The 19,895-nt window shown below is 71.0% G+C and carries 20 protein-coding genes; 15 read left to right on the plus strand and 5 right to left on the minus strand.

Features of this window, described 5'->3' with window-relative positions:
• The first annotated feature begins 102 nt into the window (after window positions 1-102).
• From JYA75_RS06100 to JYA75_RS06120, 5 genes are all read left to right on the plus strand, one after another.
• A complete protein-coding gene (locus tag JYA75_RS06100; RefSeq protein WP_029546581.1) occupies window positions 103-1,239 on the plus strand; it encodes a steroid 3-ketoacyl-CoA thiolase in 1,137 nt (378 codons plus the stop codon).
• Between the two features lie 3 nt (window positions 1,240-1,242).
• Window positions 1,243-3,444 (plus strand): acyl-CoA dehydrogenase, encoded by a 2,202-nt coding sequence (locus tag JYA75_RS06105; protein WP_185713265.1) that lies wholly within the window; start codon window positions 1,243-1,245, stop codon window positions 3,442-3,444.
• A 32-nt stretch (window positions 3,445-3,476) separates the two neighbouring features.
• The gene (locus JYA75_RS06110; RefSeq protein ID WP_006941685.1) at window positions 3,477-4,685 is read left to right on the plus strand and encodes an acyl-CoA dehydrogenase family protein; all 1,209 of its coding nucleotides are present in this window, start codon (window positions 3,477-3,479) and stop codon (window positions 4,683-4,685) included.
• 1 nt (window position 4,686) lies between these two features.
• Window positions 4,687-5,814, plus strand: a complete 1,128-nt coding sequence (locus tag JYA75_RS06115; RefSeq protein ID WP_029546579.1) for an acyl-CoA dehydrogenase family protein — start codon at window positions 4,687-4,689, stop codon at window positions 5,812-5,814.
• A gap of 130 nt (window positions 5,815-5,944) precedes the next feature.
• A complete protein-coding gene (locus tag JYA75_RS06120; protein ID WP_080688664.1) occupies window positions 5,945-6,196 on the plus strand; it encodes a hotdog fold domain-containing protein in 252 nt (83 codons plus the stop codon).
• A gap of 78 nt (window positions 6,197-6,274) precedes the next feature.
• Here the strand turns inward: JYA75_RS06120 and JYA75_RS06125 are convergent, their stop codons facing one another.
• Window positions 6,275-7,102 (minus strand): helix-turn-helix domain-containing protein, encoded by an 828-nt coding sequence (locus JYA75_RS06125; protein WP_231385969.1) that lies wholly within the window; start codon window positions 7,100-7,102, stop codon window positions 6,275-6,277.
• 239 nt (window positions 7,103-7,341) lie between these two features.
• Here JYA75_RS06125 and JYA75_RS06130 point away from each other — a divergent pair, with 239 nt between their 5' ends.
• Window positions 7,342-9,027: an AMP-binding protein gene (locus JYA75_RS06130; protein ID WP_203329800.1), complete on the plus strand. Its 1,686-nt coding sequence runs from the start codon at window positions 7,342-7,344 to the stop codon at window positions 9,025-9,027.
• A gap of 121 nt (window positions 9,028-9,148) precedes the next feature.
• Here JYA75_RS06130 and JYA75_RS06135 read toward each other — a convergent pair whose 3' ends face one another.
• A complete protein-coding gene (locus JYA75_RS06135; RefSeq protein WP_010594059.1) occupies window positions 9,149-9,469 on the minus strand; it encodes a GYD domain-containing protein in 321 nt (106 codons plus the stop codon).
• Window positions 9,470-9,625: 156 nt separating this feature from the next.
• On the opposite strand from JYA75_RS06135, the gene JYA75_RS06140 reads away from it, so the two are divergent.
• The gene (locus JYA75_RS06140) at window positions 9,626-10,036 is read left to right on the plus strand and encodes a PPOX class F420-dependent oxidoreductase (protein WP_006941679.1); all 411 of its coding nucleotides are present in this window, start codon (window positions 9,626-9,628) and stop codon (window positions 10,034-10,036) included.
• Window positions 10,037-10,057: 21 nt separating this feature from the next.
• Here the strand turns inward: JYA75_RS06140 and JYA75_RS06145 are convergent, their stop codons facing one another.
• Complete coding sequence (locus JYA75_RS06145; RefSeq protein ID WP_037201226.1) at window positions 10,058-10,651, minus strand: HdeD family acid-resistance protein; 594 nt, start codon at window positions 10,649-10,651, stop codon at window positions 10,058-10,060.
• 108 nt (window positions 10,652-10,759) lie between these two features.
• On the opposite strand from JYA75_RS06145, the gene JYA75_RS06150 reads away from it, so the two are divergent.
• Entirely contained in the window at window positions 10,760-11,572 is an 813-nt protein-coding gene (locus tag JYA75_RS06150; protein ID WP_029546575.1) for a DUF72 domain-containing protein, read from the plus strand.
• A gap of 62 nt (window positions 11,573-11,634) precedes the next feature.
• A complete protein-coding gene (locus JYA75_RS06155) occupies window positions 11,635-12,108 on the plus strand; it encodes a hypothetical protein (RefSeq protein WP_043803162.1) in 474 nt (157 codons plus the stop codon).
• Window positions 12,109-12,117: 9 nt separating this feature from the next.
• On the opposite strand, the gene JYA75_RS06160 is transcribed toward JYA75_RS06155, so the two are convergent.
• Entirely contained in the window at window positions 12,118-12,630 is a 513-nt protein-coding gene (locus JYA75_RS06160; RefSeq protein WP_006941674.1) for a MarR family transcriptional regulator, read from the minus strand.
• A 72-nt stretch (window positions 12,631-12,702) separates the two neighbouring features.
• Between JYA75_RS06160 and JYA75_RS06165 the strand changes: the two genes are divergently transcribed.
• Both JYA75_RS06165 and JYA75_RS06170 read left to right on the plus strand, forming a co-directional pair.
• Window positions 12,703-14,127 carry an FUSC family protein gene (locus JYA75_RS06165; RefSeq protein WP_029546572.1) on the plus strand — a complete coding sequence of 475 codons (1,425 nt, stop codon included), beginning with the start codon at window positions 12,703-12,705 and terminating at the stop codon, window positions 14,125-14,127.
• A gap of 64 nt (window positions 14,128-14,191) precedes the next feature.
• Complete coding sequence (locus tag JYA75_RS06170; RefSeq protein WP_043803167.1) at window positions 14,192-14,854, plus strand: cyclase family protein; 663 nt, start codon at window positions 14,192-14,194, stop codon at window positions 14,852-14,854.
• Here JYA75_RS06170 and JYA75_RS06175 read toward each other — a convergent pair whose 3' ends face one another.
• Window positions 14,855-15,613, minus strand: a complete 759-nt coding sequence (locus tag JYA75_RS06175) for a M50 family metallopeptidase (RefSeq protein ID WP_043803186.1) — start codon at window positions 15,611-15,613, stop codon at window positions 14,855-14,857.
• A 117-nt stretch (window positions 15,614-15,730) separates the two neighbouring features.
• Between JYA75_RS06175 and JYA75_RS06180 the strand changes: the two genes are divergently transcribed.
• The 4 genes from JYA75_RS06180 (at window position 15,731) to JYA75_RS06195 (ending at window position 19,860) form a co-directional block, all read left to right on the plus strand.
• Entirely contained in the window at window positions 15,731-16,939 is a 1,209-nt protein-coding gene (locus JYA75_RS06180) for an MFS transporter (protein ID WP_230304360.1), read from the plus strand.
• A gap of 66 nt (window positions 16,940-17,005) precedes the next feature.
• Window positions 17,006-17,323, plus strand: a complete 318-nt coding sequence (fdxA, locus tag JYA75_RS06185; RefSeq protein ID WP_029546568.1) for a ferredoxin — start codon at window positions 17,006-17,008, stop codon at window positions 17,321-17,323.
• Window positions 17,320-18,570, plus strand: a complete 1,251-nt coding sequence (locus JYA75_RS06190) for a quinolone resistance protein norA (protein WP_185713263.1) — start codon at window positions 17,320-17,322, stop codon at window positions 18,568-18,570. Before fdxA ends, JYA75_RS06190 begins: the two co-directional genes overlap by 4 nt.
• Before the next feature lie 105 nt (window positions 18,571-18,675).
• Complete coding sequence (locus JYA75_RS06195; RefSeq protein ID WP_029546566.1) at window positions 18,676-19,860, plus strand: ABC transporter substrate-binding protein; 1,185 nt, start codon at window positions 18,676-18,678, stop codon at window positions 19,858-19,860.
• Window positions 19,861-19,895 lie beyond the last annotated feature (35 nt).

Below are 19,895 nucleotides of genomic sequence, written 5' to 3' on the forward strand. Positions count from 1 at the left end.
TTTCCCCGGCCGCATCTGCGACAGCCTCGGCCTCGTCGACGAATTCGGGCGCGAGGTCCGCGGGCTCGACAATCGGCAGTGGACCCGGGTGCAGGTGCCCGCATGAAGCCCGTGATCGTCGACGCCGCACGCACCCCCTTCGGCAAGCGCGACGGCTGGATCTCCGGTCTGCACGCCGCCGAGTTGCTCGGTCTCGCGCAACGCGGCGTGCTCGACCGGCTCGACCTCGATGCCACCCTCGTCGAGCAGGCCGTCGGCGGGTGTGTCACCCCGATCGGGGAGCAGTTCGGCAACATCACCCGCACCGCGTGGATGCACGCCGGTCTGCCGTCCCACACCGGGACCACCACCATCGACGCCCAGTGCGGCACCGCGCTGCAGGCGGTGCATCTCGTCGCCGGGCAGATCGCGCTCGGCACCCTCGAGGTCGGCCTGGCGTGCGGCGTCGAACTGATGTCGCGGGTCCCGCTCACCTACAAGGTCGGCACCGGCGCCGGCACCCCGCGGCCGGCGTCGTGGTCGGTGGACACCCCCGACCAGTACACGGCGGCCGATCGCATCGCCCGGCACCGCGGCTTCTCCCGCGAGGACCTCGACGCGTTCGGCCTGCGGTCGCAGCAGCGGGCGCGCGACGCCTGGGACGCCGGGTGGTTCGACCGGCAGATCATCCCCGTCGCCGTCCCGAGCGACGACGGCGACACTACGGTCACCCGGGACCAGGGACTGCGCGAGACCGGCATGGAGGCGCTCGCGCGGTTGCGTGCCACGATCGAGGGCGGTCTCCATACCGCCGGCACCTCGTCGCAGGTGTCCGACGGGGCGAGCGCCGCGGTCCTGATGTCCGAGGACAGGGCACGTGAACTCGGTGCGGCGCCGCGGGCCCGGCTGCTCGCGCAGTGCGTCATCGGCGGCGACACCGAGTTCATGCTCGACGGCCCGGTGGCCGCGGCGCAGGTGCTGTTCGACCGCACCGGGATGACGGTCGCCGACGTGGACCTGTTCGAGGTCAACGAAGCCTTCGCGGCCGTGCCGATGTCGTTCGCCCAGGTGCACAAGGTCGACCCGGACGTGCTCAACGTCGGCGGCGGTGCCATCGCCCTCGGTCACCCGGCCGGCGCCACCGGAATCCGGCTGCTGGCCACCGCGATCGACGAACTCGAACGCCGGGACCGGCAGGTCGCGATGATCGCCATCTGCGCGTCGGCTGCCACCACGTGCATGATTCTGGAACGGATGTAAGTCATGGCCATTGCACTCGACGCCGACCATCGCGACCTTGCCGACTCCGTCGCGGGCCTCGCCCGTCGCCATGCCCCGATCGAACGCACCCGCGCCGCGTTCGCCGACCTGGCGGCGGGCAAGCGGCCCGAGATCTGGGATGCGTGCATCGCGCAGGGCCTGCACGCCCTGCACCTGCCCGAGGAGCACGGCGGCGGTGGGGCGGGACTGCCGGAACTCGCGGTCGTGGCCGAGCAGCTCGGCCGCGCCCTGGTACCCGGGCCATGGGTGCCCACCGTCGTGGCCGGCGCGCTGACCGCCACCCTCCCGGCCGAGGGCACCGCGGCGGAGTTGCTGCGGCGGTTCGCCGACGGAGCGACCGGTGCCGCCGTCACCACCCCCGGTCTCGTCGCGATCACGTCGGGGCGGGGATGGACGGTCACCGGTGTCTCCGAGCCGGTGCTCGGGTTGCCCGGCGCCGACGAGGTGATCGTGCGCGCCACCGCCGACGGCGCGCCCGTGTGGTTCAGGCTCCCGCCCGCGGCCGGAGAGGTCGAGCTCGCCGACGGCGTGGACCCCACCCGCTCGGTGGGACGACTGCGACTGTCCGGAGCGGCGATCACGCCCGAGCACCTGCTCCCGGCGATCGACGACGACGACGTGCAGCTGATCGTCAACACCGTGCTCGGCGCCGAGGCGGCCGGGCTTGCGGCGTGGGCGCTGGACACCGCCGTGGACCACGTCCGCAACCGGCACCAGTTCGGCCGCCCGGTGGGCAGCTTCCAGGCCGTGCAGCACAAGGCTGCGATGATGCTGGTGCGTAGCGAGATCGCCTGTGCCGCAGCGTGGGACGCGGCCCGGTCGGTGCAGCAGGGCCGGGAGCAGCAGCGGCTCGCGGCGGCGCAGGCAGGACTGACGGCAGTGCCGGCGGCCGTCGACGTGGCGCTCGAATGCGTCACCCTGCTCGGCGGTCTCGGCTTCACCTGGGAACACGACGCGCACCTGTACTGGCGACGGGCACTGTCGATCGCCTCCGTCGCCGGCCCGGAGGACGTCTGGGCACGCCGGCTCGGTGAGCTCGCACTGTCGGACGAGCGCGACTTCTCCTTCGTCGAGGCCGATGCGCTACCGGAGCTGCGCGCGCAGGTCGGCGCCGTCCTCGACGAGGTACGTGCACTGCCGGACGACGCGGTGCACAGCGACGGATGGGCGCCGGCGCGAGGCGGGGCACGTCGCGCCCGCCTCGCCGAGGCCGGTCTCGTCGCGCCGCACTATCCCCGGCCGTACGGGCTGGCCGCCGGACCGCAGGAGCAGGCCGTGATCGCGGACGAATTCGCGCGCCGCGGCCTCGAACAGCCGACCACCGTCATCGGCGAGTGGGCCCTGCCCACCCTGCTGCTGCACGGCAGCGAGGACCAGCAGCGCCGCTTCGTCGCGCCCACCCTGCGCGGCGAGATCGTCTGGTGCCAGTTGTTCAGCGAACCGGGCGCCGGCTCGGACCTGGCCGGGTTGTCCACCCGGGCCCGCAAGGTGGACGGCGGCTGGATCCTCACCGGACAGAAGGTGTGGAATTCGATGGCGCACGAGGCGGATTGGGGTATCTGCCTGGCCCGCACCGATCCCGATGTGCCCAGGCACGAGGGCATCTCGTACTTCCTCGTCGACATGCGCAGCGACGGGCTCGACGTGCGGCCGCTGCGGCAGGCGACCGGGCGCGCGGAGTTCAACGAGGTGTTCTTCGACGACGTCTTCGTCCCCGAAGACTGTCTGGTCTCCGAACCGGGGCAGGGCTGGCGCCTCGCGGTGACCACGCTCGCCAACGAACGGCTCAGCATGGGCACACAGCTCGCGCACGGCGCGGCCGCGCGGGTGCGCGACCTCGTCGAGTCGGGCCGCTACGCCGCCGGCCGCGACGACGCGTTGCGCGTCCTCGGCCGCAACACCGGCCGCGAGATGGCCCTGTCGGCGATGAACCTGCGCAGCGTGCTGCGACGGTTGTCCGGTCTCGACGCCGGCGCGGAGATCAGCGTCCAGAAGGTCTTCAGCGCCCTCGCCCAACGCGACGGCTCGCGCGGGCTGGTCTCGCTGCTCGGCCCGGTCGGCGCCGTCGACGACGACGGCCACATGCTCGACCACATCGGCCTGCCCGCGGTGCTGTTCGGCGGCGGCACCATCGAGATCCAGCTCAACGTGATCGCCCGTCGCGTGCTGGGACTGCCGCGCTGACACCGAATCCATCACACGAACCTGGAGGGGCCATGCACCCGGAACTGTCCGACAACTCACGTCGGCTCCGCACCGAACTGCGCAACTACTTCGCCGAGATCATCGACGACGACGACCGGCGCGCGCTCGTCGATCAGACCGAGGGCGGTCCCGTGTTCGACCGCATCCTGCGGCGGATGGGCCGCGACGGGTGGCTCGGTCTCGGCTGGCCCACCGAATACGGCGGCCGGGGAGAGGATCCCGAGGCCCTGTACGTGTTCTACGACGAGGTGATCCGCGCCGGCGCACCGCTGTCGCTCGTCACCCTCAACACCGTCGCGCCGGCGCTGATGAAGCACGGTACCCAGGCGCAGAAGGACTTCTTCCTACCGCCGATCCTGGCGGGCGAACTCATCTTCGCCATCGGCTACACCGAACCGAACGCGGGCACCGACCTCGCCTCGTTGCAGACCCGCGCCCGCATCGAGGGCGACGAACTGGTCATCAACGGCAACAAGATCTTCACCAGCGCCGGAGTCTACGCGGACTGGATCTGGCTGGCCGTCCGGACCGATCCGGACGCGCCGCGGCACGAGGGCATCTCGGTGGTGCTGGTACCGACGTCGGCGGCCGGGTTCTCGGTGACCGAGATCCACACCGTCGGTGGCATCAGCACCTCCGCCACCTACTACGACGACGTCCGCGTGCCGCTGACCAACGTCGTCGGCGAGCTGAACCAGGGCTGGGGCCTGATCACCAACCAGCTCAACCACGAGCGGGTGGCGCTCGCCGCCCGCGGTGGCATCGCGAACGAGTTGTACGACGCCGTCCTGGCCTGGGCGCAGTCCGAGCCCCTGGGCGCCGGGACGGTCTACGACCTGCCCTGGGTGCGCGCCAATCTGGCGGAGACGTACGCGCTGCTCAGCGCCGCCGACCTCGTCAACCTCCGGCTCGTCGCGGACGTCGCCGCGAACACCCTCGGCGGCGGTGATTCCGCGGCGGCGAAGATCTTCGGCACCGAGGCGGTCGTCACCGCCTACGGCAAGATGCAGGAGATCCTCGGCGTGCGGGGTCTGCTCCGGCCCGGCAGCCCCGGTGCCGTCCTCGAGGGGCGCGTCGAAACCCTGGCGCGCAGAGCCCAGAACAACACCTTCGGCGGCGGCACCAATGAGGTGATGCGCGAGATCGTCGCCGCCAAGTGCCTCGGCATGACGCTCGCCGCCCGTCGCCGCACCGACGCCCCCACCAGCACGAGGAGCTGACATGGATTTCGAACTAGACGACGACCTGACGAGTGTGCAGGACCTGGCGTCCCAGCTCTTCCGGCAGCTCGCGCCGGTCGATCGGGTTGTCGAGGTGGAAAAGAACGAGGGCGGCTTCGACGCGAAGCTGTGGAGTGCCCTGGCCGACGCCGGTCTGCTCGGCATCGCGGTGCCGGAGGAGTCCGGTGGCGCCGGGATGGGCCTGCTCGGCCTGATCACGGTGCTCGAACAGCAGGGCCGGCACGTGGCGCCGGTACCGCTGTGGTCGGTGACGGCGGCCGCATCGGCGATCGTCCGTTTCGGCACGGCCGAACAGGTCGAACGCCTGGTCCCCGGCATCGTGGACGGATCCCGACCGGTCGTCGCGGCGTTCGATGCGCCCTACGGTGAACTCACCTCGCTGTCGGCGGTGAGCAAGGGCGACGACCTGGTCGTCAGTGGAACTGTCGCCGGTGTGCCCGCCGCAGCCGTGGCCGCCGCGACGATCGTTCCGGTCCGGTGCGACGACGGGTCGCTCGCCGTCGCGGTGATACCGACCGGGGCGGACGGGGTCACGGTGGAACCGGTCGCCGCAACCGACCGCGGCAGCCTCGCCCACGTCCGGTTCGACGACGTCGTGGTGCCCGCGTCCGATCGCCTGCCGGGCGACGGCGCGGAGACGGTCACCTGGGTGCGCCGCCGGATCCAGCTCGCGCTCGCCGCGGTGCAGCTGGGCGTGTGCGGGCAGGCGCTGAAGACGACGGCCGAATACACCTCGCAGCGAATCCAATTCGACCGTCCGCTGTCGACCAACCAGGCGGTGGCGGTGCGGGCCGCAGACGCCTACCTCGACACCGAGGCGATCCGGCTCACCACCCGGAGGGCGGCGTGGCTGCTCGACGCCGGACGGGAGCAGGAGGCCGAATCCGCGGTTCTCGTCGCCACATGGTGGGCGTCGCGCGGCGGTCTGCGGGTGGTGCACGCGACGCAGCACCTGCACGGCGGTATCGGTGCGGACGTGGACTACCCGATCCACCGCTACTTCCTGTGGGGACGGCAATTGTGCTTCACCCTCGGCGGTGCGGACGCCACCGCGGCCGAGCTGGGAGACGTCCTCGGATCCGCACCAGGAATCGGGGCGCCCGCATGACGAACGCCGGGCAGCTCGTCACCGGCGCGAGCCGCGGCACCGGCCGGGCGATCGCTCGAGATCCACTTCGGCGCGGACGAGGCGCGCCCGGCTGATCGCGAACGCCCTGCACGAGGGCCCGCCCGACAGCGTGCACGGCGGGTTCAGCGCTCACCTGCTGGACTGCATGCTCGGCATCCTCATGCAGGCACGGGGCAGTCGTTCGCTGACGGCGTCGCTCGACCTGCGCTACCTGCGGCGCACGTCGCTCGACGAGCCGCTGGATCTGTATTCGCGGATCGTCGAGATCGAGGGCCGGAAGACCGTCGCCGGGGGTTGGATCGAATGCCGCGGTGAGTGCACGGTCGAGGCGCGGGGAGTGTTCGTCCGCGTCGAGGAATGACCGGTTCCGTCGACGGAACGGTGTGCAGGCAGCTCGAATTCGCGGCGCGCCGGACGACCTCCGGCGCGCCGCCACGTTCTAGTTCACGACACCCACGTGCGTTCGGTGCGACAGACGGGTCCGCGCGGTGGAACCGGGCCGGCCGGGTGTGAGCAACCGCGAGGTGCGGCGCGCGGTGGCCCAGACCATCGGTGCGATGTGGGCGAGTTCGACCGTTCCGCGGCACGCCACCGAGATCGCACCCACGACGCCGTCGGGACCGACGACCGGTGCGGCGACCGCGCTGATGGACATGGGGCACGCGTGGCCGGGCACGAACGCGAGACCCTGCCGCTGGCGCACCCGGTTCAGACGGTCGTGCAGTGTCGACAGGTCGGCCCGGGACCGTACGTGCGGTCCGGCCGTCATGAGGGCGTCGACCTTCTCCGGCTCGAGACCGGCGAGCAGCGCCCGTCCGCTGACGGTACTCTCGGCCGGCAGCCGGGCCGCGACCTGGGAGGGGATGCCCGCGCTCGCCGTGCCCCCGATCCGGTCGAGGAAATAGACGGACGAGCCTTCGAGCACCGTCAGGTGCGCGACTCCGCCGGTGCCGATCTGCAGGTCGTTGAGCATCCCCGCGGCTGCGGCGCGCAGCTGCGAGTAGTCCCGGGGTCGGGCCATCGTCTGCATCCGCAGGCCGGGGCCGTATCCGCGGGAGTCGTGTTCGACCCAGTGAAGGTCGACGAGCTGGGTGAGCAGGCGGAAGGCGGTCGAGCGTGGCAATCCGGTGGCGGCCGTGATCTCCTCGAGGAACATCCGGTCGGGACCGGATGCGAACACGTCGAGGATCTGGGTGAACCGTTCCGCCACGCTGGGGCGTTGCTCGCGCGGCATGTCCGACGTCGGAATCGAGTCACTACGCGTCACTGTCAATGTCTGGCCTCCTTCGGTGCACTTTACCTAGCATTTGCTTGGTGCGCTATGCGGAATGCGGTGCGCTCCCGTCAGGCGGGAACGGGCCGTGTCTGCTGTGACTGCTCTGATGTGATGCGCTCGTACAGAATCGAGGCGTTGCAGCCGCGGCGACGATTCCGCACCGGACGGTTCCCGGCGGTGCGTCGAACCGGACGGCAGGCGCCGCATGCTGCACACAGCGGAGGTGGACGGTGGAGACATTCACGGACGTGCTGCTCGCGCGGCGAGGCGACCCGAAAGTCGGACTGCGTTTCGAGGGGAGAGACTGGACCTGGGACGAGGTGGTGTCCGAAAGCGCCTGTAGAGCAGCCGCTCTCGAGTCGATCGTGACCGCCCCGGCCGGTCGGCAACGCCACGTCGGGGTCCTGCTGGACAACGTGCCCGATTTCGTGTTCTGGATAGGAGCCGGGGCGCTCGCCGGCGCCGTCGTAGTCGGAATCAACGCCAGCCGCGGCGGGCCCGAGATCGCTCACGACATCGCCCACGCGGACGTCGACCTCCTCCTCACCGAGAACCGGCTCGCGCACCTGGTCCACGGTGAGGAGCACGGCCTTGCGGAAGAGCGGATCCTGAACGTCGACTCGGACTCCTACGCCGAACTGCTCGCACCGTTCCGCGGCGTGGAGCCGCCCGCCGCGACACCGTCGCCTGAGCAACTTGCCCTTCTGCTGTTCAGTTCGGGATCCACCGGGGCGCCCAAGGCGGTCGTCGTCGGCCAGGGGCGACTCGGCCGGCTGATCGACGTTCTCGTCGACCGGACACAGATGCGCCGGGACTCGGTCGCCTACCTGTGCATGCCCTTGTTCCACGGCAATGCGCTCATGCTCAACCTGGGCACGGCGATGCGCGTGGGGGCCACGGTGGCGATGGTCCGCAAGTTCTCCGCCTCGCGTTTCGGGGACGACATCCACCGGTACGGCGCGACGTTCGTCAACTACGTCGGCCGGGCCCTGTCCTACGTGCTGAGCCGGCCCGAGGATCCCCGGGACCGGACGGGCACACTGGAACTGGCGTTCGGCACCGAGGCCTCCGAGGCCGACGTCGCGCGTTTCGCCGAGCGATTCGGCTGCACGGTGATCGAGGGTTACGGCCTCAGTGAGGGAGTGTTCCGGATCAACCGCACGCCCGGGACTCCGCCGGGCTCGCTGGGCCTGCCCGCCGGCGACGCCGACGTCCGGATCCTGGACGAGGCGACCGGACACGAATGCCCACGCGCCCGGTTCGACGCCACCGGCCGGCTGACGAACCCCGAGGCGGTGGGGCAGATCGTCGCGGTGGGGGCTGCCGGCATGTTCGAGGGCTACTACAAGAACCCGGGGGCGATGGCGGACCGCGTCCGGGGCGACGACTTCTGGTCCGGGGATCTCGGATACCGGGATGCCGACGGGTACTTCTACTTCGCCGGCCGCTCCTCCGACTGGCTACGGGTCGACAGCGAGAACTTCTCCGCGGCACCGATCGAACGGATTCTGCAGCGTCATCTGGCGGTCCTGCCCGCCCCGGTCTTCGCGGTGCCCGATCCGGTCACCGGCGACCAGGTCATGTGTGTACTCGAACTGTCGCCCGGCGCGCACCTGGACGGGCGACAGTTCGGTTCGTTCCTCGCCGCGCAACCGGACATGGGCGACAAGTGGTGGCCGCGGTTCGTGCGGATCGTCGAGCGAATCCCGTTGACAGGCAGCAACAAGGTGAACAAGGCGCCGTTGCGGTCCGCGGCGTGGCGCACCGACGATCCGGTCCTGGTCCGGGTGGGACGAACCAGCGAGTACGTTCCGTTCGGCGAGGACGCGCGGGACCGCTACGAGGCCGAGTTCGTCGCGCACGGCCGGGCGGGACTGCTTCCGGCCCGATCGGTGGCCGCAACCCCGGTCGCCTGACCGGAACGACGGCACCCCGAGCCGGGCGGGGCGATCGGCGAAGTACCCGGAGACCTGCGCCTCGAGTTCGTCGCCGGTGCCCGGGGAGCGGCCCGCTCGGTGCCCGGGGGGAGCGGCCCGCTCAGTGCCCGGGCGTCCGGTACGCGGCGTTGCGATGCACCGCGTCGTCCATCTCCTGCGGGGTGAGCAGCCGGATCGGCACGGAACGCGCGATGCCGGACGCCCGGGTGCGGAACTCGAGCGTGGCCGCGGCGAGGTCGTCGGGCACCTCCCCGATGACGTAGAGGTCGTGCCCGCCGAGTGCGAAGTGCACGGACTCGACGCTGCCGCCCACGCTCTCGACCATCTCGGTGATGGCGGAACTACGGACGGAACCACCCTCGGAGAGCAGCCCCTGCGCGCCCTCCGGGGTGTAGGTGACCTGCCACAGGTACTTCGGCATGTTCTCAGCTCCTCGGCTGTCGGACCATTCCATGGTCGGGCTCGTGGACCCTCCCATCGTCGGCCCGGAGGCCCTGTCGCGGGATGGTTTCCGCCGGAACCGGCGTAGGTTCGTGATCGAACATCCGCCACCGTCCGCCGAGGAAAGGACCACGCCGTGCCCGAAGCCCCGCTGCCGCAGGCCGTCGCCGAGATGCTGGCCCAGCCGAATTACGCCACGATCAGCACGTTGCGCGCCGACGGACATCCGGTGTCGGTGCCCACCTGGTATCTGTTCGAGAACGGCCGCATCCTGGTCAACATGGACGCCGGTCGCACCCGCCTCGGGCACCTGCGGCGCGATCCCCGGGTCAGTCTCAGCGCCATGGACCCGACGGACTGGGTGACGCACGTGAGCATCCAGGGCCGGGTCACCGAGTTCGCCGACGACCCGGAACTGACCGACATCGACCGGATCGCGCGGCACTACACCGGCAAGCCGTACGGGGTGCGCAACCGGCCGCGGGTGAGTGCCTGGATCGACATCGACCGCTGGCACGCGTGGGGCCGGCTCAAGGACGTCGCCTGAGCCGGCCCCGGGCGGCCGGGCTCACACGAGCCCGGCCGCCTTGGCCACCTTGCGGATCTGGAAGGAAAGGACGATCAGCAGCACGCCGAAGAGGATCGCGTAGATGCCGAGCAACCAGATCAGGCTGATGATGCCGCTGCCCGGGAAGATCAGCAGCACGACGCCGAGCAGGACGGCGAGGATCCCGGCGAACAGCGACCATCCCCACCCGGAGTTCGGTACCTTCCGGAAGCTCAGCGCACCGATGATGCCGGTGACGCCGAAGAGGATCGCATAGAACGCGATGATGTACAGCACCACGAGCGCGGTGGCCGCCGGCCAGACGAGGGCGACGATGCCGGCGGCGATGGAGACCAGGCCCATCGCGAGCCACCAGCCCCAGCCGTCGAGGCGGGCCCGGTCACGAATCGAGTGGTAGACGAGCACCACGCCGTCGACGATGGCATAGATGCCGAACACCACCACCAGGGCCCAGACGGTGATCCCGGGCCACACCAGGGCGACCACGCCGAACAACACGGCGAGGATGCCGCGGATCAGCACCAACCACCACATCTGTTTGAACAGGGGACTGAACTGATCGTTTGCGGTGAAAGCTCTCTCGGACACGGCCACTCCTAGGATGCGGTCTCGTAGTTCGGGCACAGCGTAGGCCCGTGCCGCGCCCGGCGCCCGCCGAATGACGATCCGATTCCCAGTCGTGACGAGCGTTACCGTGTAGCGGTGGCTCAGGTGCGGATCGGGATCTCCGGCTGGCGGTACGCCCCGTGGCGTGGCGACTTCTATCCGTCCGGCCTGCCGCAGCGCCGCGAACTCGAGTACGCCGCGGAGCGGTTCGGCTCCATCGAGATCAACGGCACCTTCTACGCGCTGCAGCGGCCGTCGAGCTTCCTGCGGTGGCGCGACGAGACGCCGGACGGGTTCGTCTTCGCCGTCAAGGGCGGACGGTTCGTCACCCACATGAAGCGTCTCGTCGACGTGGACGACGCCCTCGCCAACTTCTTCGCCTCCGGTGTGCTCGCCCTCGGTCCCAAGCTCGGACCGGTGCTGTGGCAACTGCCCCCCACTCTGGCATTCGAGCCGGAGCGCCTCGGCGCATTTCTCACGAGCCTGCCCGCGTCGACGCGCGAGGCCGCGGCGCTCGCGGCGCGGCACACGGACAAGGTGCGCGAGGACCGGGTGTGGACCGAGATCGACGCGGACCGGCCGATCCGGTACGCGCTCGAGGTGCGCCACCCCAGCTTCGCCGACGAGGAGGCGGCCGCCCTGCTCCGCCGGCTCGACGTCGCCCTCGTCGTCGCGGACACCGCGGGCCGCTTCCCGTTCCTCACCGAGGCCACCACCGATTTCGTCTACGTGCGGTTGCACGGCGACACCGAGCTGTACGCCAGCGGCTACACCCCCGAGGCGCTGGACGAGTGGGCGGCCCGGATCCGCGGTTGGCGCTCCGAGGGGCGCGACGTGTACGTGTACTTCGACAACGACATCAAGGGCTACGCGCCGTGGGACGCGCTCGAGCTGCAACGCCGGGTGTGACACGGATGTCGGTGCCGGCTGGCAGGCTGGCGCCGACATGTCGGCAACCCCAGGAGGACATCGTGTGGCCAACGCAGTGGCCGGAGATCGCACGCGACGTTGCGGATCACACCGCGACCGCGCTCGCCGCGGCCCGGGCGCAGTCGGTGCCGGCGTGGGAGGACGCGGTGGCCGAGCTCGCCGCGTTGCCGTACGAGCAGGTCGCCGGGGTACACGCGACGATGATGCGGGAACTGCTCGAGGAGTTGCATCCGGACGGGCTGACCGGCGAGGACGTGCAGGCGGTGCTGGAGCGCAGCGCGCGCACGGCGTCGACGTGGCTGCCGTCGCTGCAGCCGGACACGCTGGTCGCGGTGCTCACCGGCACGCTCGGGGTGTCCGATCCCGACGCGCCGAAGGCTCGCCCCGACGAGTACCTGCGGGCGGGGCTGGTCGTGCTCGCGGATCTGCTCGCGGCCCGCCGGGCGGGTCCCGAGCTCTACCTGCGCCGCGCGCTGGGCGAGATCGAACGCGCAGAGACGATCGAGCTGCCCTGACGTCCCGGATCAGGGCCGGGTCTGCGCCTCGACCTCGCGGGTGAGGCGCCGCAGCAGAGCGGTGAGGGTGTCGAGTTCGCCGTCGGTGAATCCGTCGAGCAGGTGGCGTTCCCGGGTGAGGCGGCGCGGGAACTCGGTGTCGACCACGGCTCGCCCCGCATCGGTGAGTGCGAGCAGGACCACGCGACCGTCCCGCTCGAAGCGCTGACGTTCGACGAGGCCGAGCCCGACGAGGCGGTCCGCGTGCTTGGTGGTGGAAGCGCCGCTCAGTCCGGTGACGGAGGTGACTTCGCTGGCGCGCAGCGGTGATTCGCTGCGGGCGAGGGCGCACAGCACCTCGAATTCGGGGCGCGTGACGCCGCTGGGGACGAGTTCGCGGTCCAGTTGGGCGAGCACCAGGGAGCTGATCCGCGTGATGCGGCCGACGACGTCGATGGGTCGCGTGTCGATGTCGGGGTACGTCTCGGCCCAGCCGACCCGCACGCGGTCGACGAAGTCCTCGGGCTGGGTGGCGTCCGTCATGGGCCCATTCTAGCGATGAGTCTCACAATCGATTTATATTTAATTTATACGTGAAGTATCTACACTGGGGGAGTGCCCCTCGCTACCTCTGTCCCGGACCGCAGCCGCCTCCGTCACTCGCGGATCGCCCTCGCGCACTCCCTCTCGCCGACGGCGTGGCGCGAGTCGCTCGAGTTCCGCAGTGCGGACGCCACGCGCGCTCCGGCGCTGCGCGTCGGGGCGGCAGTTCTCGTAGTCCTCGTCGCGGGAGGGCTGCTGGATCTGCCGCATCCGGCCGGCTTCGCCGCCCTCGGTGCACTCGCCTCGGCGTTCGGCCGGCACGAGCCCTACTCGCAGCAGGCCGGCAAGATCGCGGTGGTCGGCCTCGGGGTGGTCGGGTACGCCGCACTCGGTGCCGCCGTGGGGACCACCGGTGCGGCCATGTGGACGCAGATCGCGGTGCTCTCCGTCGCGGCCGCGATCGCCTTCTGGATCCTCGGCGCCTTCCGGCTGTCCGGCCCTGGCCCGGTGATCCTCATCTTCGCCGCGGCCGGTGCCGCCGGATTCGCACGCACCGCCGTAGACGTGCGCGACGTGGTCGTCGCGACGGCCCTCGGCGCGCTCGTCGGCTGGGCCGTCGCGATGCTGCCCGCGCTGCATCACCCGCACGGTCCCGCCCGGCTCGCCGTGGCCCGGGCCCTGGCGGCGGTCGCGGCGATCGAACGCGACGGCGAACGGGCCGTGCCGGGCGCCCGGGCGGCGATCGCCCGCGCCCACGAGGTTCTCGCGCTCGGATTCAGCCGGACCGACCGGCACACCCACGAACTGCTCGCGCTGCTCGACGCGGCCGAGACGGTCGTCGACGGGGCCGCATCCGGCGTCGCGGCCGATCGCGTCGCCGAATTCGCCCTGTTCGAGGCCGAGCTGCGAAAGGTGCGGCGCGACATCGCGATTCCTCGCGTCGATGCGGCTGGGGCGCCGGTCCTCGCGCGGCCCGCCGGGTTCGCGCGAGAGGGATTCGCCCGGTTGCGCGATCGCGCGCTTCTCGTCGGCGCGGGCCGGGTGCTGCTCGCCGCGCTGATCGCGGGCTGGTTCGCCGAGGCCGCCGGTCTGCAGCACCCGCTGTGGGCGACGATGGGCGCGATGGCCGCGTTGCAGGGGGCCAACTACCGGAACACCGTGCAGCGCGCGATCCAGCGGTTGCTCGGCAACGTCGCAGGCGCGGTGCTCGCCGCCGCGCTGCTCGCGCTGTCCCTCGACTACTGGCCGTACGCGCTGGCCATCGTCGTCCTGCAGACGGTGGCGGAACTGTACGTGATGAAGAACTACGCAGCGACCTCCGTCGCGGTGACCGCGATGGCGCTGCTCCTCACCGGTCTCGGGGCGTCCGTCGGGCCGGAGATCGCGCTGAGCCGGATCGCCGACACCCTCGTCGGCGTGGTGGTCGGCGTACTCGTCGCGGCCGCGACGATCGACCGCGCCGACCGGCATCACCTCACGGCAGCGCCGGCGCGCTGAGTGAGCCCCGCGCGGCGGCGCTGCGTGACCCCGCGGATCGCGGGTCACCCGTTAGCATCGGCGCATGCGCGTGCGCCGGATCGTCGACCTGAGCCGCACCGTCTCCGGCGACACCCAGGTCTACCCGGGCGATCCCGTGCCGGTGCTGACGCCGCACGCGACGCTCGAGCGCGACGGGTACAACCTGCTGCGGGTGGAGATCGGCTCGCAGACCGGAACGCACGTCGACGCCCCGCTGCACATGCGCGCCGGGGCCGCGCCGATCGACCGGGTGACGCTCGAACATTTCGTGGGTCGCGGGATCGTCCTGGACGTGCGGGGCCTGCCGCCGCGCACCGCGGTGACGCGGCGGCACGTCGTCGACGGAGTGGCCGGCGGACCGGACCCGGGCCCCGGCGACATCGTCCTCCTGCATACCGGGTGGGCCGAGCACTACGGCACCGATGCCTACTTCGAGCACCCCTATCTGTCGGAGGACGCGTGCCGGTGGCTGCTCGGGCGGGGCGTGCGCACCATCGGCCTCGACGCCCCGAGCATCGATTCCGCCCTCGGCAGTGACTATCCAGCGCATCGCCTCGTCGCCGAGGCCGGCGGCATCGTGTGCGAGAACCTGTGCAACCTCGAACTCGTGGACTTTCCCGATCCGCTGATCAGTCTTCTTCCGCTGCGGCTGCGGGACGCGGACGGCGCCCCGGTGCGGGCCGTGGCGATCGCGCTCGAGCCGTGATCAGGGCACCTGCGTCGCGACGATGCGTGCGGTGCCGTACGCCGCGGTACCGAGCGTGACGACCGCGAACGCCACGATCCATACCGCCGTCGGCACCCGGGTGAGCCACCGCAGCTGATCCGCGTCGGAGCCCTGCCCGCGGCCGCGCCGGTGGGTGCGCGCCAGTTCGAGCACCGGCCGGGTGGCGCCGAACAGCAGCACCCAGGTGGTCAGGTACGCGACGGTGTAGCGCACCAGCTCGTCGCCGTAGTAGGCGGCGGTCCCGATCACCGCGCCGGCCGCCAGCACCGAGACGAATCCGAAGAAGTTGCGGATCAACAGGATCAGCAGGGCGAGCGCGGCCAGCACGGACCACAGCACCGCCGCGGGCCGGTCGACGGTGAGCAGGGTCGCGGCCACGAACCCGAGCACGGCCGGGCCGGTGTACCCGGCGAACGCGGTGGCGATCATGCCCGGCCCGCGTGGGTTGCCGGAGGACACGGTCACGCCCGAGGTGTCGCTGTGCAGGCGGATGCCCGCCAGCTGCCGGCCCACGAGCCGTGCGACGAGCGCGTGCGAGCCCTCGTGTGCCTGGGTGATCACATGCCGCGTCACCAGCCACAGCGGGCGCACCGTCACCAGCACCAGCGCGACGGTGGCGGTGAGGGCGACGAGCAGGGGCGGCGCGGGCTCGCTCACCGCGGAGACGGCGTGCCATCCGGCGCGGACCGCCGACCCGAAGGACTCGAGTGGCGTGGACGGATCGGCCTCAGGGTCCACGGTCGGCACCTTTCTCTCGGGAGTCCGCCATCGTACGGTCCGGCAATTCGCTCCACGGGCGCCGGGAATGTGCCACTCTCTATAGGGGCTAATCATTCATATCAATAGGGAGGCCGGGTGTCGGTCGAGGTTCTGGAAAGGCGCCGGGTGGCTCGGCCGTCGTGGATCGCACTGTCGGTGTTCCTCGTGTTCGCGGCGAGCAATGCCCCGGCTCCGCTGTATGTGGTCTGGCAGCGCGAGATGGGTTTTCCACCCAGCACGGTCAGCCTGATCTTCGTCAGTTACATAGTCGGGTCGGTCGTGGCGCTGGTGTTCGGTGGCCGCGCTTCGGACCGATTCGGACGTCGGGCCGTCCTGCTGCCCGCCCTGGGTCTCGCGATCGTGGCCTGCCTCGTGTTCGCGACGGCCCGCACGCCCCTGTGGCTGGAGGCGGGGCGGTTCTTCATCGGCCTCGCATCCGGGGCGTTCGGCGCGGCGGGGTCGGCGGCGATCGCCGACGCGTTCGGCCCCGGCCGCGGAGCGCGTGCCGCGCTGTACGCGAGCGCGGCACCCGTCGCCGGGTCGGCCGTGGGGCCGCTGCTCTCCGGGGTGCTGGCCGACGTCGCGCCGGCGCCCACACGGCTGGTCTTCCTGGTGCTGATCGTTCCGCTGGCGGCGGCCGCGATACCGCTGACCGCCGTCGGCGGTCGTCCGGCCGGGGTGGGCGGTCGCTGGGTGCAGCTGCCGAGCATCCCGCGCGAGATCGCGGGAACCGTGCTGCTGTCCATGGCTGTGGCCGGCAGCCCCTTCGCGCTGGCGGGGCTGTTCATCTCCCTCGGCCCGGCGTTGATCGCCGACCTGCTCGGCAACGACACGCGAACCCTGGCCGGCGCGGTGTCGTTCGTGGTCTTCGGGGCCGGGGCCGGGGCGCAGTTCCTCGTCCGCCGGATGAGCATCTACCGGGTCGCGGTGGTCGGGCTCTCGGTTTCCGCGCTGGCCGCGGTGCTCATCGCCGTCGCCGTCGGCGCCGCCTCGGTGCCCGTCATCGTCGTGGCCGCGATCGCGGCAGGCCTGGGTCAGAGCCTGGCACAGCTCGCCGGGCTCACCCTCGCGCGCGGGTATGCGCCGGAGGGGCGGACCGCCGAAGTGGTGTCCATGGTGTGGCTCGCCGGATACGCCACCGTCGGGTCGGGGATCCTCGGGCTGGGATTCCTGGCGGACGGAATCGGCTTGCGCCCGGCGACTTACGCCTTCTGCGGGTTCTTCCTGGCCTGCGTCTGCGGTGCCGGGGTCGCGGTGGTGCGTCGCCGGCCGGTCGTCGAGGCACTCGGAGCGGACACCCATTGACACCCGACAATCAATGAATATGATTATGACCTAAATCACGCGGTCATCGAATCGGAGGAGTGCGCAGTGACCTACACCATCACCGAGCCCTGTGTCGACGTCCTCGACAAGGCGTGCATCGAGGAGTGTCCGGTGGACTGCATCTACGAGGGCGGCCGGATGATGTACATCAACCCGGAGGAATGCGTCGACTGCGGCGCCTGCGAACCCGTCTGCCCCGTGGAGGCGATCTTCTTCGAGGACGACGTCCCCGAGGATCGCGCCGGGTACACGCAGATCAACGCCGACTTCTTCGCCGAGATCGGCTCACCGGGCGGCGCTTCCAAGATCGGAAAGACCGACTACGACCCACCGCTCGTGAAGAGTCTGCCCGTACGGGCATGATCGCGGTCCGGGCTCCGCGACCCGGCCGGGGACCGGTCCTCCTGGGCGCCGCGGTGGCGGCCGCATTCACGTTCGCCGTCGTCGGGTCCAACATTCCGGGCCCGATCCTGCCGTTGTACGAGGACCATCTGGGCCTGTCCCCGTTCGTGCTGGCCGCCCTGTTCGTGACGTACTTCGTCGCCCTGGTGTCGATGTTCCTGGTCGTGAGCAGGAGCGCGCTCGGACGGTTCGCGTGGGCCGTCCTGCCGGGTGCGCTCGTCGTCGGGGTCCTCGGCGACGTCGCCCTGTGGTCCGGTGCCGACACCGCCGGGCTGCTCTTCGTCGGCCGTGCCCTGACCGGAACGTGTGTCGGGCTCGCCACCGGATCCGCCGCCACGCTCGCCGTGGCGGCGCGCGGCGACGCGGGCCGCACCCTGGCGGCGACCGGCGCGATCGCCGGCTCGTTCCTCGGCCTGATCGCCGCGGCCACCGTCGCCCAATTGCTGCCGGAGCCCACCGTTCTCATCTATCGGCTGCACGCCGTCTCCCTCGTGCTCTCGGGACTGCTGCTCGCCGCCGCGCTGTGGGGGAACAGACGCCGGCTCTCCGCGCTCCGGCACGCCGAGCCCCCGCGCCCGGCGGGGCCCGTTCCGGCTGGCGCGGGCGCCGCGTTCGACCGGAACAGGTTGCCCGCCTACGGGTTGGGTGCGGCCGGGTGGACGGTCGGCGGCATCGCCGTCGGCGTGCTGCCGTCGGCGTTGCGCGACGGGATCGGGTCCGAGCTGCTGGTGGTCGGCGTCCTCGCCGCCATCATCCTGCTCGTCACGGCCTGGTTGGGCCCCTACCTCGCCCGGGCCGCAGGCCGTTTCCCGGGGCCCCAGCTGTGTCTGCTCCTGCTCGCCGGTGGTGGCGTGTTCGTCGCCGCCGGCCTCGTCGCCCGCACGCTGTGGCCGGTACTGGCCGGCAGCTTCCTGTGGGGCATCGGGCAGGGCTTCGCATACGCGCAGGGCCTCATCCTGCTCACCGCCGGCATGACGCCGGTGGAGCAGGGGAGGAGCACGTCGCTGTACGCGTGTTCGTCGTACGGCTTCGCGGCGGTGATGATCCTGGTGGCCGGCGCCTTCTCGTCGGCGTGGGGATACTCCTACGGATCCGCCGGTGCGGTAACGATTTTTGTCCTCTTCTGTGTGGCCGTCGCGGGGGCGGGCCGGGGTCGGTGGACGCCGGCCGTCGCCGTGGACCCCGTACGCGTCCCCGCCCGCAAATAATTCCTGCGCATATCCGGATCGGCCTCTGGACATTTCGTCGGCGTGGCTCTACTGTGACGGGCATCACGACTAATGATGCATATCATTCGACCGGAAGGTGCACACATGTCTCGAGTCGACCGGAAAGTCCGGCGTCGTCTGCTCGGAGCCGCGAGCGCGTTCGGCGTCCTGTTCACGGCCGCCTGCGGCTCCGGCGGAAACGGCACCGTCGCCGACGGTGACCTGCCGGCCGAGATCAAGGTCGTCTCCGTGACCGACCAGACCGGCACCACGGCGTACGTCGGCAACAGCCAGCTCAAGGGCATCGAACTCGCGATCCAGGAGATCAACGAGCAGAATTACCTGGGTGACTCGAAGATCGTTCTGCAGAAGCGTGATTCGGCGAGCGATACGCAGACCGCGGTCAGCCAGGCCACCGAGACGCTGACCGACAAGAGTGTCAGCGCCCTACTCGGACCGGTGCTCAGCGCCCATGCCGTCGCGATCGCCCCGCTCGTGGAACGGGCCGGGCTGCCGACGATCTTCACCCAGTCCGGCAGCGAGGGCGTCGTCATCGGCGACTACACCTACCGCGCGACGGCTCCGATGGAGACCTACTTCGTCAAGGCGCTCGAGCGGCTGCAGCAACAGGGTGTGAAGACCGTGAGCGTGCTCTACAACGCGGGCAACGTCACCCTCGCCGGACTCGGTGAGAAGACCATCCCCGAGGGCCAGGAGAAGTACGGCTACCGGATCCTGTCGAGCACCTCCGTCCAGGCCACCACGCAGGACTTCGGCACCACCGCAACGAAGATCGCCGGTGAGAAGCCCGACGCGGTCATCGTCCTGCTCGTCGGCGCCGGCAACTCCACGGCCATGTCGCAGCTGCGCCAGGCCGGCTACACCGGCACCGTGGTGGGCAACCCCGCCGCCGGCGCGGGCAACCTCGCACCCGCCGGTGCCGCGGGCGCGGGCATGTACTGGGCCACCGACTTCAGCTTCCACCAGAAGGACGAGTCCTCGCAGCAGTTCGTCGAGGCGTACCGCGCCGAGTACAACGGGGAGAATCCGCTCAACTACGCGGCCGAGGGCTACGACGCGACCTGGATGCTCGCCCACGCTGCCAAGAACGCCGGCGGTGCGTCCCGCGACGACCTGCAGCGCGGCCTCGAGCAGGTCGTGGCCGAGGGCTTCGACGGCGCGCTCGGCCCGGTGCGCTTCGAAGGCAACGACATGCGCGTCAACGGCGTGCTCGTGGAATGGAACGGCACGGAAGAAGTGCTGATCGACGACCAGGAATCGGCGAAGTAGTGCGGATCGCTCCGCACCTGTGCACCAAGGAGTTC

This window comes from Rhodococcus sp. PSBB066 (genome assembly GCF_017068255.1).
Taxonomy (GTDB): Bacteria; Actinomycetota; Actinomycetes; order Mycobacteriales; family Mycobacteriaceae; genus Rhodococcus; species Rhodococcus aetherivorans.

Bases quoted from the DNA above. Each gene is read 5' to 3' on its own strand.
- JYA75_RS06115 (WP_029546579.1), top strand. From the start codon at position 4,687: ATGGATTTCGAACTAGACGACGACCTGACGAGTGTGCAGGACCTGGCG.
- JYA75_RS06100 (WP_029546581.1), top strand. From the start codon at position 103: ATGAAGCCCGTGATCGTCGACGCCGCACGCACCCCCTTCGGCAAGCGC.
- JYA75_RS06190 (WP_185713263.1), top strand. From the start codon at position 17,320: ATGATCGCGGTCCGGGCTCCGCGACCCGGCCGGGGACCGGTCCTCCTG.
- JYA75_RS06195 (WP_029546566.1), top strand. From the start codon at position 18,676: ATGTCTCGAGTCGACCGGAAAGTCCGGCGTCGTCTGCTCGGAGCCGCG.
- JYA75_RS06110 (WP_006941685.1), top strand. From the start codon at position 3,477: ATGCACCCGGAACTGTCCGACAACTCACGTCGGCTCCGCACCGAACTG.
- JYA75_RS06160 (WP_006941674.1), bottom strand. From the start codon at position 12,630: ATGACGGACGCCACCCAGCCCGAGGACTTCGTCGACCGCGTGCGGGTC.
- JYA75_RS06170 (WP_043803167.1), top strand. From the start codon at position 14,192: ATGCGCGTGCGCCGGATCGTCGACCTGAGCCGCACCGTCTCCGGCGAC.
- JYA75_RS06135 (WP_010594059.1), bottom strand. From the start codon at position 9,469: ATGCCGAAGTACCTGTGGCAGGTCACCTACACCCCGGAGGGCGCGCAG.
- JYA75_RS06105 (WP_185713265.1), top strand. From the start codon at position 1,243: ATGGCCATTGCACTCGACGCCGACCATCGCGACCTTGCCGACTCCGTC.